This window comes from Massilia sp. BAP21, assembly GCF_057801335.1.
On the sequence record NZ_CM173596.1, the window covers coordinates 2,017,156 to 2,029,975 of the forward strand.

Genomic DNA, 12,820 nt, shown 5'->3' on the forward strand with positions numbered 1-12,820 from the left:
CCGGTGACCGGAAGGAGTAAGGACTCATGGCAGTAGGCAAAGAGATTCGTGGCAAGATCAAGAGCGTAGAGAATACGAAGAAGATCACCAAGGCGATGGAAATGGTCGCCGCATCGAAAATGCGCAAGGCGCAGGACCGTATGCGCGCCGCCCGTCCCTACAGTGAGAAAGTTCGGAACATCACCGCCAATCTGGCCGGCGCAAATCCGGAGTACACCCACGTGTTCATGGCGCAAGCCAAGCACGTGCAGGCAAAAGCTGTCGGCTTCATCGTCGTCACGACCGACAAGGGTCTGTGCGGCGGCATGAATACCAACATCCTGCGCCAGGTGACGCAGAAGTCGCGCGAAATGGAAGCGGCGGGCAACCGCATCGAGGCAGTTGCCATCGGCAACAAGGGCCTGGGCTTCCTGAACCGCGTGGGCGTCAAGCTGGTGTCGCACGCCACCCAGATCGGCGACACGCCGCACCTGGAAAAGCTGATCGGCCCGATCAAGGTCATGCTCGACGCATACCAGGATGGCCAGCTGGACGCGGTTTACCTGTGCTACACCAAGTTCATCAACACGATGAAGCAGGAACCGGTCGTCGAGCAGCTGCTCCCGTTGCCGTCCAAGCACCTGGAACAGGAAAAGGGCGCCATCTCGTGGGATTACATCTACGAGCCGGAAGCGCAGGTCGTGATCGACGAATTGCTGGTGCGTTATGTCGAGGCCCTGGTCTACCAGGCTGTCGCCGAAAACCTGGCGTCCGAGCAATCGGCACGCATGGTGGCGATGAAGGCCGCGAGCGACAACGCAGGCAGCGTCATCGGCGAACTGAAGCTGGTCTACAACAAGACCCGCCAGGCAGCGATTACCAAAGAACTCTCCGAGATCGTCGCCGGCGCGGCAGCGGTCTAAAAAACGAATTTAACTATATCTGAAGGAACGAACATGGCTGATGGCAAAATCGTTCAGTGTATCGGCGCAGTGGTCGACGTGGAATTCCCGCGTAACGCGATGCCGAAGGTTTTCGACGCACTGAAAATGGAAGGCTCCGCACTGACCCTGGAAGTGCAGCAGCAGCTGGGTGACGGCATCGTCCGTACCATTGCGCTGGGCTCCTCGGAAGGCCTGCGTCGCGGCATGACCATCCAGAACACCGGCAACCCGATCATGGTTCCAGTTGGCGTCGCCACCCTGGGCCGTATCATGGACGTGCTGGGCAACCCGATCGACGAATGCGGCCCGGTCAGCAACGAGCGCATGGCATCGATCCACCGCTCGGCACCGGTGTACGACGAACTGTCGCCATCGACCGACCTGCTGGAAACCGGCATCAAGGTCATCGACCTGGTCTGCCCGTTCGCCAAAGGCGGTAAAGTCGGCCTGTTCGGCGGCGCCGGCGTCGGCAAGACCGTCAACATGATGGAACTGATCAACAACATCGCTAAAGCGCACTCGGGTCTGTCCGTGTTCGCCGGTGTTGGCGAGCGTACCCGTGAAGGCAACGACTTCTACCACGAGATGGCGGATGCAAAAGTCGTCGACCTGGAAAACCCGGAAAACTCGAAGGTCGCGATGGTCTACGGCCAGATGAACGAACCGCCAGGCAACCGTCTGCGCGTCGCGTTGACCGGCCTGACCATGGCCGAAGCCTTCCGTGACGAAGGCAAGGACGTGCTGTTCTTCGTCGACAACATCTACCGCTACACCCTGGCCGGTACCGAAGTCTCGGCACTGCTGGGCCGTATGCCGTCGGCGGTGGGCTACCAGCCTACCCTGGCCGAAGAGATGGGCCGCCTGCAAGAGCGCATCACCTCGACCAAGACCGGTTCGATCACCTCGATCCAGGCCGTCTACGTCCCTGCGGATGACTTGACCGACCCATCGCCAGCGACCACCTTCGCCCACTTGGACTCGACCGTCGTTCTGTCGCGTGACATCGCCTCGCTGGGTATCTACCCTGCGGTCGACCCACTGGACTCGACCTCGCGCCAGCTGGACCCGCTGGTCGTCGGCCAGGAACACTACGAGACCGCGCGCGCTGTCCAGGGCACCCTGCAGCGTTACAAGGAACTGCGCGACATCATCGCGATTCTGGGCATGGACGAACTGGCACCGGAAGACAAGCTGACCGTGGCACGCGCACGTAAGATGCAGCGTTTCCTGTCGCAGCCTTTCCACGTCGCTGAAGTGTTCACCGGCGCACCGGGCAAGTACGTTTCGCTGAAAGACACGATCAAGGGCTTCAAGATGATCGCATCGGGCGAACTGGACCACATGCCGGAGCAGGCGTTCTACATGGTCGGCACCATCGAAGAAGCAATCGAAAAAGCCAAGAAACTGGCTTCCTAATCGGTTTCTTCAACCTGAAGGACACACATGGCAAACATTTTTCACGTTGACGTGGTCTCGGCCGAAGAGCAGATCTTCTCCGGTGAAGCGACCTTCGTCGCGTTGCCGGGTGAAGCGGGCGAGCTGGGTATCTACCCGAAGCACACCCCGCTGATCACGCGGATCCGTCCGGGCGCCGTGCGCATCCAGACGACCGCGGGCAATGAAGAGTTCGTCTTCGTCGCCGGCGGCATCCTCGAGGTGCAGCCGAACGGCGTGACCGTGCTGGCCGACACCGCGATCCGCGGCGGCGACCTGGATGAAGCGAAAGCCCAGGAAGCCAAGCGCCAGGCGGAAGAACTGATGCAGAACCAGGATTCGCAGATCGACTACGCGAAAGCCCAGGCGGAACTCGCCGCGGCGATCGCGCAGCTGGCGGCGATCCACAAGCTGCGCTCGAAGGGCCGTTAAGCTTTTCGTCAGCAGCACACAAGAGGCAGCCTTCGGGCTGCCTTTTTTCGTTTTCGCCCAGCGGATTTCCACGTTCATCGCGCCCATCGGCAGTCCGTCGCATTCGTAAACACAGGCGTACCAGGCTGGGTTAGAGTTTCCGCACTCTCACTCTTCCTGAAAGGTGTCCGTCATGCCGAAGCTGTCCGCTGTTTGCGTTGCCGTGTTCGCCTTGCTGGGCGCTCCCGCCGTTCATGCGCAGGAGGCCCCAGGCGCCGCCCAGGCCGCGCAATCGTCGCAAGCCGTGGAAGCGCGCCTCGACGCCCTGGTCTCCGCCAGCTACAAGCCCACCGAGCCTGGCGCCACGGTCATCGTGGTCAAGGACGGCAAGACGCTGCTGCGCAAGGGCTACGGCCTCGCCGATACCAGCGGCATGCAGCCGATGGACCCCGCCATGGTCCTGCGCCTCGGCTCGATCACCAAGCAGTTCACGGCGGTGGCGATCCTGATGCTGGCGGAAGAAGGCAAGCTGTCACTCACCGACGACCTCACGCGCTTCTTCCCCGACTATCCGACGCGCGGCAAGAAGATCACGGTCGAGCACCTGCTGACCCATACCTCAGGCATCGCCAGCTACACGGGCCGGCCGGACTACCCGCTGACCATGGGCAGCGACGTGACCGTGGCGCAGATGATCGACTCCTTCAAGAACGATCCGCTCGATTTCGAGCCCGGCAGCGCCTACCGCTACAACAACTCCGGTTATTTCCTGCTTGGCGCCATCATCGAGAAGGTGTCGGGCATGCCGTATGCGAAGTTCCTCGAACAGCGCATCTTCGTGCCTCTTGGGATGAAGGACACGGCGTACGAAGGTTTCGAGCGCGGCAGCACGGCGCACGCGGCAGGGCATACCCCGGGACCGAAAGGCTTTGAGCGCGCCGCGCCCTTGAGCATGACCCAGCCTTACGCGGCCGGTTCGCTGGTGTCCACGGTTGACGACCTGGCGCGCTGGGACGCTGCCATCACGCAGGGCCGGCTGTTGAAACCGGCCAGCTGGCAGCGCGCCTTCACGTCCTACACGCTGGCCGACGGCAAGCCGACCGGCTATGGCTACGGCTGGCAAATCGGGCAGTTGCAGGGCGCGCCGACCGTGGCGCACGGCGGCGGCATCAATGGCTTCAGTACCTATGCGCTGCGCCTGCCCGAGCAGAAGGTGTTCGTCGCGGTATTGAGCAATGCCGACGGCGGCCTGGCCAACCCCGGCGTGGTGGCCAGCAAGGCGGCTGCCCTCGCCATCGGCAAGCCCTTCCGCGAATTCAAGGAAATCGCGCTGGATGCGGCCACGCTCGACCGCTATGTCGGCGTCTACGAAGTCGAGAAGGGCGTCACGCGCACCTTCAAGCGCGAGGGCGGGGTGCTGGTCATGCAGCGAAGCGGGCGGCCGCCGATGCGCCTGAAAGCCTTTTCGCAGAATGGCTTCTACCTGCCGGACGGCTTCGACTGGTTCGAGTTTGCCCTCGACGGCAAGGGCAAGGCCGGCAGCGTGACCCAGTACGCCGACAGCAGGGAAATGAAGCAGCCGCGCATCGGCGACGCGCCGGCTGAACGCAGTGCCGTGAAGATCGCCAATGCCGTCTACGACAAGCGCGTCGGCCGCTACCAGCTGGCGCCGGGTTTTATTTTGGAGCTGACGCGCGACGGCGACCGTTACTACGCCCAGGCCACCGGCCAGGGCAAGCTCGAGATCTTTGCCCAGGACGAGAACGTGTTCTTCACGCGCGCCATCGAGGCCGAGGTGCGCTTCGACGGCGGCGATAGCAGCTACCTGGTGCTGCACCAGAACGGCCAGCAGATCAGGGCGCCGCGTCTGTAATCACTTAGAACCTATCCCAGCAGGGATGAGTCGCTTTCGGCGCGCCTGACAAGCGGGGGCGGCGTTGCTCGTCGTTGCATGGCTAGCCATGCGGCCTCCTCGCGCCTTGCCCGCGCTTGCCATGCATCGCCGCCAGCTTCCTCCTCCCTACTGGGATAGGTTCTTAGCGCCCAGCTTCGCCGCCACCTGTTCGCGGAAGTAGCCGCTCTGGACGAAGCGGTACAAATTGGCGCCGGGGCAGACGGTTTTATCGGAGTGGTCGCGGTGGCTGGCGATGTTCTCGACCGGTACACCGTACTGCACGGCCAGGCTCGCCATCAGCGCCACCACGGCGTCGAGCTGTTGCTGGTTCGGCTCGACCTCTTCAAAATTGCCGACCACTTCGATCAGGGCATGGCCCTTGGGGTCGTATTCGGTGTTGGTGTCGCCGGCATAAGCGATGTCGCGCGCGGCGTAGGTATGGCCTTCTAGGTCGATCACGTAGTGGTAGGGGATGTCGAGCCAGCCCTTGGTGTTGCGCGACCAGGCCTGCAGGTTGCGCAGGTACTTGTGCACGTCGGTGCCGGGCTTGAAGGTCTCGCCCTGGTGGTGCAGGGTGATGTGGGTGATGGTGTGCCGGCGCGCGCGGCTGGCGTCGGCCGGCGTGCCGCCCCATTGCGCCACCGGGACGATCTGGGGCGCGGCAGGGGCCGGCGGTTTCACGGCGCAGCTGGCGCAGGCCAGGGCGATGGCGAGCAGGGCGAGGGAACGTTTGGCGTGCAGGCGGAAGGTCATGGATGGGCTCGCTGTGGAAAACACGCCATCTTTCCACAGGCTGCCTGCCTTGTGCAATGGCCGTGCAAGCGTGCTCGCAAGGGGTGATGCTTTCCTGTTAAGCTAGGCGTGACATCCATACCGATCCCACTCATGAGAACCATTGCCCAGATCCTCAAGGACAGCAAGACGATCGCCATCGTCGGCCTGTCGAACAAGCCCGAGCGCGCCAGTTTCGGCGTTGCCGAGTACCTGCAGCAGCAGGGCTACCGCATCATTCCCGTGAACCCGGCCTACGAGGGCCAGGACATCCTCGGCGAGCGCGTGTATGCCGATTTGCAGGCCGCGGCCGACGCGCTGGCGCCGAGCGGCACCCGCATCGACATCGTCGACTGCTTCCGCAAGTCCGAAGACATTCCGCCGCTGGCGCGCGATGCGATTGCGATCCGTGCCGGCTGCCTGTGGATGCAGCTCGAGATCGAGAACCAGGCCGCCGCCGACCTCGCGCGCGCCGCCGGCCTCGACGTGGTGATGAACCACTGCCTGAAAATCGAACACCGCGCACTCAACGCCTGAACCTCATCTCATCCCACGCCATGCTGAAATCCTCCCTCATGCTCCTCGGCCTCGCCGCCGCCTCCCTGTCTGCCCTGGCGCAAACCCCGGCGGCCCCGGCCCGCGCCGGCGCACCGGCCGCACCCGCTGCCGCCGCGCCGGCATCCTGCCCGGCCCTGCTGCACCAGAACTTCAAGCGCCTGCAGGACGAAGCGCCGCAGGACCTGTGCCAGTACGCCGGCAAGGTGGTGCTGGTGGTGAACACCGCCAGCTACTGCGGCTACACCAAGCAGTACGAAGGGCTGGAAAAGCTGAATGCGAAATACGGCCCGCGCGGGCTGGTGGTGCTGGGCTTCCCGTCGAACGACTTCAAGCAGGAATCCGCGAACGCCAAGGAAATCGCCGACCTCTGCTACAACACCTATGGCGTCAAGTTCCCGATGTTCTCGACGACCGTGGTGTCGGGTCCGAACGCCAATCCCCTGCACGCCAGCCTGGCCAGGCAGACCGGCAAGGAACCGAAGTGGAACTTCACCAAGTACCTGATCGGGCGCGACGGCAAGGTGATCGAGCACTTCCCGAGCAAGGTGGCGCCGGAAGATCCTGCGCTGGTGAGCAAGATCGAAGCGGCGCTTTGATGATCGCATCGTCGCGCAGGTCATCGGCGCCGGCTGTTCGTAGGGTGGGCCGGGCCGCGCCAGGCACTCCGTGCCCACGCGGTACGCACGGTTCCGCCAGTCCGCTGCCGCAAGGTGTCGCTCGAAACGCATGCGGCGGACAAGGCCGTGTCCGGGTTTGACCTTCGCGAGCGAGTCCCCACGGCCAGCGGTGCAATCACGAGCACGTAACCGCGTGGGCACGGAGTGCCCACCGTACGGTCGAGGCCGCAGGCCATCAGCCACCAGCCATCAGCCGCAGGCCACCAGCTGCAGGCCAACAATATCGGTTTTGATCTGCATCAACGATTTTGTTGCGACGCATCAATAGACTTACCTCATCGCACAACGACACACGATGAGGTAAGAAAAATGAAGAAGTTGAGTATCAAACTGCTGGCAGTTGTCCTGGGCCTGGCAAGCGGCGCCGTCATGGCGCAGGAATCTCCCTGGCTGGTGCGCGCACGTGCGGTGCACATCGATACCGCCAACAAATCCGACCCGGTAGGCGGTGCCGGCGCCGCGAACCTGATTCGCGTCGAGAGCAAGACCATTCCCGAACTCGACGTCAGCTACTTCCTGACCCCGAACATCGCGGCCGAACTCATCCTCACCTATCCGCAGAAGCACGACGTCACCCTGGACGGCGCGAAGATCGGCAGCTTCAAGCACCTGCCGCCAACGCTGACGCTGCAATACCACTTCGCGCCGGCGCAGACTTTCAGCCCCTACGTGGGCGCGGGCTTGAACTACACGCGCATCTCGAAGGTGCGCCTGCTGGACGGCGCCGGCGACCTGGAAAACGATAGCTGGGGCGGCGCGCTGCAGGCCGGCTTCGACGTCAAGCTCGACCGCAACTGGTCGCTGAACGTCGACGTGAAAAAGGTGCAGATCCGCAGCGACGTGTATGTCGGCGGCGCGCACGCCAGCAAGGTCAAGGTCGACCCGGTGCTGTTCGGTATTGGCGTCGGCTACCGCTTCTAGGCTTCAGGCGTCGCTGCGCGGTGCATCCAGCACCGCCAGCATCGGGCCGCGCAGGGCATTGCAGACCATGATGCCCTCGGCCTCTTCCAGCATCGCGCGCGTGACGATGCCCTCGACGGCCTGCCAGGCCGGCGCCTGCAGGATCACGGCGCGCGTCACTCCCGGCAGCAAACCGCACGACAGCGGCGGCGTGATCCACTGCCCGCCAACCCGCACGAACACATTGCTGCGTCCTCCTTCCGTCAATTCCCCGCGCTCGTTGAAGAACAGGGCGTCGAAGGCGCCCTGCGCTTCGGCTGCGCGCCAGGCTGCGTCGTAGCGCGCGCGTACCGAGGTCTTGTGGCGCAGGAAGATGTCGCCTGACTCCACCGGCGTATCGGCCAGGACCACGCGCACCGGCTCGTGCAGCGGCGCCAGCGGCGCGGAAGTGAGGGCGAGCTTGCCGTCGGCGCTGCTGGCCAGGCGCAGGCGGAACATGCCTTCGCGTGGCAGGGCCAGGCAGGCATCAACCACCATCGCCCGTGCGGTGTCGCGGTCGAAGGCGCGGCCGAAATACGCGCAGGAGCCGGCGATGCGCGCCAGGTGTTCGCCCAGGTGGCGCGGACCGTCTTCCCACGAGGCCTTGATGGTCTCGAAGATCTCGACGTCGTTCGTCAAGCCGGTCAGGAAGCGCGCCTTCAGCTGGCATTCGGCGAATTCGGCTTGCGGGTCGCTGTCGTGCACGATGCCGGCACCCACGCCCAGTTCGCCGCGCCGTACGCCTTCGCCGGGGCCGAGGGCCAGGGTGCGGATCGGCACTGACAGGCAGAAGTCGCCGAAGGCCTTGCCTTGTGCGGAAGGATCGAACCAGCCGATGGCGCCGGTGTAGACGCCGCGCGGGTCCGGTTCCAGCTCGTCGATGATTTCCATGGTGCGGCGCTTCGGCGCGCCGGTGATCGAGCCGCACGGGTAGAGCGCGGCGAACACCTCGGCCAGCGTCGCATCCTGGCGCAGCCGGGCCTGCACCGTGGACGTCATCTGCAGCACGGCGCCGAAGCGCGTGACCTCGAACAGCTTCGGCACGGCCACGGTCCCCGTTTGCGCCACGCGCCCGAGATCGTTGCGCAGCAGATCGACGATCATCAGGTTCTCGGCGCGGTTCTTGGTGTCGAGCGCCAGGCCGGCGGCGCGCCGCGTATCGGTGTCGGAGTCGCCGCTGGCCGGCGCCGTGCCCTTCATCGGCCGCGCCAGCAAGGTGCCGGCCTGGTGGCGCACGAAGAGTTCGGGCGAGAAGGAAAGCAGGGCGCCGCCGTCGGGCAAGCCAACCAGGGCGCCATACGGCACCGGCTGGCGCGCGCGCAGGCGCTGGTAGAGCGCGAAGACCGAGCCGAAGGCATCGAAGCGCAAGCGGTAGGTGTAGTTCACCTGGTAGGTGTCGCCGGCGGCGATGTAGGCGCGGATGCGCCGGATGGCGTCGACGAACTGCGCCTCGCCGACGTTCGCTTCGATGGCGGCGATGCCGGCCGGGGCGGTGTCCAGTGCGCGCGTGGCGACCCAGCTGGCCGCCTGCTGCGCCGTCATGCGTTCGCAGCGCTCGAACAGCAGCACCTGGGCCAGCGGCGTTTCCAGGGGCTTGGCGGGGATGCCGAGCAGGTGGGCGCCGAGTTCGTAGCTGAGCACCGGCACCGCATGCAGGCCGCGCGCCAGCGCCGCTTCCAGCTGTGCCAGCAGCGCGCCGAAGCCGGCGGCATCATGGCAGGCGAGGGTGCCCATGTGACCCGTGTACAGGCGCGACAGGGCATGCGCGTGCCCGTCCGGGCTCGCATCGTCGAGCAGGGCAAAGACTGCGGAGGAATGCATGGGGAAGTGGATGAATGCGTCAGGCTGCCAGCAGGAGCGACAATTGTACGCCGCTGCCGTCCGACGGGTGCTGGCGGAAGCCGCTCTTGGCATAGCGGTGCCAACGCCCGGTGACGTAGCTCACCAGCAGGCTGGCGCGCGCGGCCACTTCAGGCTCGCTGCCATGGCCCTGCGTCACCGCGAGGCGCAGCGCGCCCTTGCAGGCCAGTTCGACGCGGTCGTAGAAGGCGTTCATGCGCAGCTGCAGGCGCTCGTCCTCGTTCACCAGGGCGTCGCCGATCAGCACGCGCGTCATGCCGGGATTGTTCGCGGCGAACGACAGCAGCATCTGCAGGATCGCATGGGCCTGGTCGACGCCGCGCTCTTCGTTCTCGACGATCTGGTTGATGACGCCGAACACGCTGGTCTCGATGAAGTCGATCAGCCCCTCGAACATCTGGGCCTTGCTGGCGAAGTGCCGGTACAGCGCCGCTTCCGATACGGACAGGCGCGCCGCCAGTGCGGCGGTGGTGATCTTCTCGCCCTTGGGATGCTCGAGCATCGCGGCCAGGGCCTGGAGGATTTGCAGCTTGCGCTGGCCCGGCTTGGTACTTGCCATTGGTTCCCAGGGTAGAGGTGGATGAATCAGCGCGGCCGGCGTGGCTGGCGCAGTTGGTCCAGGCGCTTCGGCAGCTGGCGCACGGATTTTACTTTGACATCGACGTACGTGGGGCGAATCAGCCGCCGCGGCCTGGCATTGGCCAGCGTGCTGCGTTCGATGCGGCGCAGGTAGCCGGTGACCCATACCGTGCGCAGGCCGAGCTGCCTGGCGCTTTTCAGGTTGGCCAGCGTGTCCTCGACCAGCACGCAGTCGCGCGCGGCCACGCCGTGGCGCCGCAAGACCCGCTGCAGCATCAGCTTCGAGGGCTTGGGGCGCAGCTGGCGGTGCACGTGCATCTGTTCGATGGCGATGTGGCGGGCGAAGTGGCGGCCCAGGTTCAGGTGGCGCATCACCTGGGTCGAATAGTCGAGCGGCGCATTCGTGAGCAGGATCTTGCGGCCCGGCAGGCGCTGCAGCAGGCGCCCGAGGCCGGTCTCGGCGCGCATCATCGCGCGCAGGTCGCCGATGTCGTGGGTCTCGCGCAGGAAGTCGGCGGCGCGCACGTCGTGGTGGCGCATCATGCCGAGCAGGGTGGCGCCGTAGCGCTTCCAGTAGCCGAGTCGGGCGGCATCGACCTGGGCCTGCGTGACCTCGTTCACGCCGCCGTTGCTCAGCACGCGCGCGATGTACAGGTTCATGTTGGCGCTGATCGCCGGGAAGATGGCATGCGAAGCGTCATGCAGGGTGTTGTCAAGATCAAACAGCCAGACGAGCGAAGAAGGCTTAATATTTGGCAAGATTTTTAACAAGGAGATAAAGAATGCAAGGTCCGATTATAGTGGTGTTCCGCAGCCTGTTCCTGGGCCTGTTTTTGCTGGCGTTCCAGGCGATGGCCGCCGAGCGCGGCGCGCTGTTCAAGGTCAGCGACAAGGAGCACACGCTTTACCTGTACGGCACCATCCACGCCGGCAAACCCGCCTATTACCCGCTCGAGCCGCGCATCCGCGACGCCGTGGCGGCCGCGCCCACGCTGGCGCTGGAAGTCGATGCGACGCGCGATCCGCAGGCAGCGGCGGCCGCCTTCATGCAGCATGGCCTGTTCACGGCCGGCAGCCCCGGTTATGGCGCCCTGGCGCCGGAACGCCGCGCCCGCATCGAAACCGCGCTGAAGGCGCAGGGCATCGATCCGGCCGCGGTGGTGCAGCTGAAACCCTGGATGCTGACCACGCTGCTGGCGATCACCGACCTGGCCAAGCTCGGCGTCGACCCGGCGCTTGGCGTGGACGCGCACCTGGCCGGCCAGGTGCGCGGCAGGACCCCGATCGTGGAACTGGAAACGCTGCAGTTCCAGGCGGCGCTGCTGGACCGCCTGCCGATCGACATGCAATGGAAGATGCTGGAAGAAACGCTGGAGCACATGGCCTCGGGCCAGCAGCTGCGCGAGGCGCGCGAACTGTTCGATGCCTACGAGCGTGCCGACCAGGCGGCGCTGGACCGCATCGCCAAACGCATCGAGACCGACGACAGCCTTGTCGCCAAATTTACGCGCGAAGTGGTGCTCGACGAGCGCAACGGGCCGATGGCCGACAAGCTGGCCGCGATGATCCAGCGCGAGAACAATGCGGTGGCGGCGGTGGGCCTGCTGCATTTGCTGGGCAAGCGTGGCGTGCCGGAGCTGCTGCGCGAACGCGGGATGAAGGTGGAGCGGGTGTACTGAAAAACGGGGGAGGGTACTGCTGAAGAGAGTGGTGCCCTTGACGTGGATTGAACACGTGGCCTCTCCCTTACCAAGGGAGTGCTCTACCACTGAGCTACAAGGGCTGGTAGATAAGATTGCGGCGGGCGAACCCGCCGTAACGACAATTGCTGCCGTCGAAAATCTTAGTGCGACCGGATCATAGTGCCAAAAGCCTGTTCGGTCAAGACTTCCAGCAACAAAGAGTGCTCGATGCGGCCATCGATGATGTGCACGGTGTTCACGCCCGACTTGGCGGCGTCCAGCGCCGACGAGATTTTCGGCAGCATGCCGCCGGAAATCGTCCCGTCCGCGAACATCTCGTCGATCTCGCGCGCCGACAAATCGGTGACCAGGTTGCCCGACTTGTCCTGCACGCCGGCGATGTTGGTCATCATGATCAGCTTTTCGGCTTTCAGGATTTCCGCGATCTTGCCGGCGACGACGTCGGCATTGATGTTGTAGGCCTGGCCGTCCTGGCCGAAACCGATCGGCGAAATGATCGGGATGAAGGCGTCGTCCTGCAGCGCTTTCACGACGGCCGGGTTGATGGCTTCGATCTCGCCGACGAAACCGATGTCGAGGAATTCGCCCGGTTTTTCCTTGTCCGGCATGGCCATGCGCCGTGCGCGGATCAGGCCGCCGTCCTTGCCGGTCAGGCCGACTGCCTGGCCGCCGTAGTGGTTGATCAGCATGACGATGTCCTGCTGCACTTCGCCGCCCAGCACCCACTCCACCACTTCCATGGTTTCTTCGTCGGTGATGCGCATGCCTTGCACGAAGGTGCCCTGCTTGCCGATTTTCTTCAGCGCGTTGTCGATCTGCGGACCGCCGCCGTGCACCACGACCGGGTTCATGCCCACCAGTTTCAGCAGGATGACGTCGCGCGCGAAGCCGTGCTTCAGGCGCTCGTCGGTCATCGCGTTGCCACCGTATTTGATGACGATGGTCTTGCCGTGGAAATTGCGGATGTAAGGAAGGGCCTCGGCCAGGATCTGTGCCTTGATCTGCGGCGAGACCGCAGTCAGGTCACTCGATTGGTCCTCGGTCTTCAGGCTGGTCAACTGAGCGTTCATG

Annotated in this window: 13 protein-coding genes and 1 tRNA gene; 8 read left to right on the top strand and 6 right to left on the bottom strand. The window is 64.7% G+C overall.

All coding sequences use genetic code 11. From position 1 onward, the window contains the following. Nucleotides 1-26: 26 nt before the first annotated feature. The 4 genes from atpG to ACWYRN_RS08875 all read left to right on the top strand — a co-directional run bounded on the left by atpG (nt 27) and on the right by ACWYRN_RS08875 (nt 4,641). Nucleotides 27-902: a F0F1 ATP synthase subunit gamma gene (atpG, locus tag ACWYRN_RS08860; protein WP_488692046.1), complete on the top strand. Its 876-nt coding sequence runs from the start codon at nt 27-29 to the stop codon at nt 900-902. 33 nt (nt 903-935) lie between these two features. Further along, nucleotides 936-2,339, top strand: coding sequence for a F0F1 ATP synthase subunit beta (gene atpD, locus ACWYRN_RS08865; RefSeq protein WP_229436219.1), 1,404 nt, complete (start codon nt 936-938; stop codon nt 2,337-2,339). 27 nt (nt 2,340-2,366) lie between these two features. Then, nucleotides 2,367-2,789, top strand: coding sequence for a F0F1 ATP synthase subunit epsilon (locus ACWYRN_RS08870; protein WP_229436218.1), 423 nt, complete (start codon nt 2,367-2,369; stop codon nt 2,787-2,789). A gap of 172 nt (nt 2,790-2,961) precedes the next feature. Further along, nucleotides 2,962-4,641 carry a serine hydrolase gene (locus ACWYRN_RS08875; RefSeq protein WP_488692047.1) on the top strand — a complete coding sequence of 560 codons (1,680 nt, stop codon included), beginning with the start codon at nt 2,962-2,964 and terminating at the stop codon, nt 4,639-4,641. A 147-nt stretch (nt 4,642-4,788) separates the two neighbouring features. Here ACWYRN_RS08875 and ACWYRN_RS08880 read toward each other — a convergent pair whose 3' ends face one another. Continuing rightward, nucleotides 4,789-5,415: a peptidoglycan recognition protein family protein gene (locus ACWYRN_RS08880; RefSeq protein ID WP_488692048.1), complete on the bottom strand. Its 627-nt coding sequence runs from the start codon at nt 5,413-5,415 to the stop codon at nt 4,789-4,791. Between the two features lie 132 nt (nt 5,416-5,547). On the opposite strand from ACWYRN_RS08880, the gene ACWYRN_RS08885 reads away from it, so the two are divergent. From ACWYRN_RS08885 to ACWYRN_RS08895, 3 genes are all read left to right on the top strand, one after another. Next, the gene (locus ACWYRN_RS08885; RefSeq protein WP_488692049.1) at nt 5,548-5,970 is read left to right on the top strand and encodes a CoA-binding protein; all 423 of its coding nucleotides are present in this window, start codon (nt 5,548-5,550) and stop codon (nt 5,968-5,970) included. Between the two features lie 20 nt (nt 5,971-5,990). Further along, the gene (locus tag ACWYRN_RS08890; RefSeq protein WP_488692050.1) at nt 5,991-6,587 is read left to right on the top strand and encodes a glutathione peroxidase; all 597 of its coding nucleotides are present in this window, start codon (nt 5,991-5,993) and stop codon (nt 6,585-6,587) included. A 390-nt stretch (nt 6,588-6,977) separates the two neighbouring features. Then, nucleotides 6,978-7,589, top strand: coding sequence for an OmpW/AlkL family protein (locus ACWYRN_RS08895; protein WP_488692051.1), 612 nt, complete (start codon nt 6,978-6,980; stop codon nt 7,587-7,589). Nucleotides 7,590-7,592: 3 nt separating this feature from the next. On the opposite strand, the gene pabB is transcribed toward ACWYRN_RS08895, so the two are convergent. Genes pabB through ACWYRN_RS08910 form a run of 3 tightly spaced genes read right to left on the bottom strand, consistent with a single transcriptional unit; the run spans nt 7,593 to nt 10,805 of the window. Beyond that, a complete protein-coding gene (gene pabB, locus ACWYRN_RS08900) occupies nt 7,593-9,428 on the bottom strand; it encodes an aminodeoxychorismate synthase component I (protein ID WP_488692052.1) in 1,836 nt (611 codons plus the stop codon). A 19-nt stretch (nt 9,429-9,447) separates the two neighbouring features. Continuing rightward, nucleotides 9,448-10,026, bottom strand: a complete 579-nt coding sequence (gene slmA / locus ACWYRN_RS08905; RefSeq protein WP_488692053.1) for a nucleoid occlusion factor SlmA — start codon at nt 10,024-10,026, stop codon at nt 9,448-9,450. A gap of 26 nt (nt 10,027-10,052) precedes the next feature. Continuing rightward, on the bottom strand, nt 10,053-10,805 hold the full coding sequence (locus ACWYRN_RS08910) for a pyrimidine 5'-nucleotidase (protein WP_488692054.1): 753 nt from the start codon (nt 10,803-10,805) through the stop codon (nt 10,053-10,055). Nucleotides 10,806-10,828: 23 nt separating this feature from the next. On the opposite strand from ACWYRN_RS08910, the gene ACWYRN_RS08915 reads away from it, so the two are divergent. After that, entirely contained in the window at nt 10,829-11,725 is an 897-nt protein-coding gene (locus ACWYRN_RS08915; RefSeq protein ID WP_488692055.1) for a TraB/GumN family protein, read from the top strand. A gap of 29 nt (nt 11,726-11,754) precedes the next feature. Here the strand turns inward: ACWYRN_RS08915 and ACWYRN_RS08920 are convergent. Both ACWYRN_RS08920 and argB read right to left on the bottom strand, forming a co-directional pair. Then, nucleotides 11,755-11,829, bottom strand: a tRNA-Thr gene (locus ACWYRN_RS08920). A 60-nt stretch (nt 11,830-11,889) separates the two neighbouring features. Next, nucleotides 11,890-12,819 (bottom strand): acetylglutamate kinase, encoded by a 930-nt coding sequence (gene argB / locus ACWYRN_RS08925; RefSeq protein WP_229436204.1) that lies wholly within the window; start codon nt 12,817-12,819, stop codon nt 11,890-11,892. Nucleotide 12,820: the final 1 nt, after the last annotated feature.

Bases quoted from the DNA above. Each gene is read 5' to 3' on its own strand.
- atpG (WP_488692046.1), top strand. From the start codon at position 27: ATGGCAGTAGGCAAAGAGATTCGTGGCAAGATCAAGAGCGTAGAGAAT.
- atpD (WP_229436219.1), top strand. From the start codon at position 936: ATGGCTGATGGCAAAATCGTTCAGTGTATCGGCGCAGTGGTCGACGTG.
- ACWYRN_RS08870 (WP_229436218.1), top strand. From the start codon at position 2,367: ATGGCAAACATTTTTCACGTTGACGTGGTCTCGGCCGAAGAGCAGATC.
- ACWYRN_RS08875 (WP_488692047.1), top strand. From the start codon at position 2,962: ATGCCGAAGCTGTCCGCTGTTTGCGTTGCCGTGTTCGCCTTGCTGGGC.
- ACWYRN_RS08880 (WP_488692048.1), bottom strand. From the start codon at position 5,415: ATGACCTTCCGCCTGCACGCCAAACGTTCCCTCGCCCTGCTCGCCATC.
- ACWYRN_RS08885 (WP_488692049.1), top strand. From the start codon at position 5,548: ATGAGAACCATTGCCCAGATCCTCAAGGACAGCAAGACGATCGCCATC.
- ACWYRN_RS08890 (WP_488692050.1), top strand. From the start codon at position 5,991: ATGCTGAAATCCTCCCTCATGCTCCTCGGCCTCGCCGCCGCCTCCCTG.
- ACWYRN_RS08895 (WP_488692051.1), top strand. From the start codon at position 6,978: ATGAAGAAGTTGAGTATCAAACTGCTGGCAGTTGTCCTGGGCCTGGCA.
- pabB (WP_488692052.1), bottom strand. From the start codon at position 9,428: ATGCATTCCTCCGCAGTCTTTGCCCTGCTCGACGATGCGAGCCCGGAC.
- slmA (WP_488692053.1), bottom strand. From the start codon at position 10,026: ATGGCAAGTACCAAGCCGGGCCAGCGCAAGCTGCAAATCCTCCAGGCC.
- ACWYRN_RS08915 (WP_488692055.1), top strand. From the start codon at position 10,829: ATGCAAGGTCCGATTATAGTGGTGTTCCGCAGCCTGTTCCTGGGCCTG.
- argB (WP_229436204.1), bottom strand. From the start codon at position 12,819: ATGAACGCTCAGTTGACCAGCCTGAAGACCGAGGACCAATCGAGTGAC.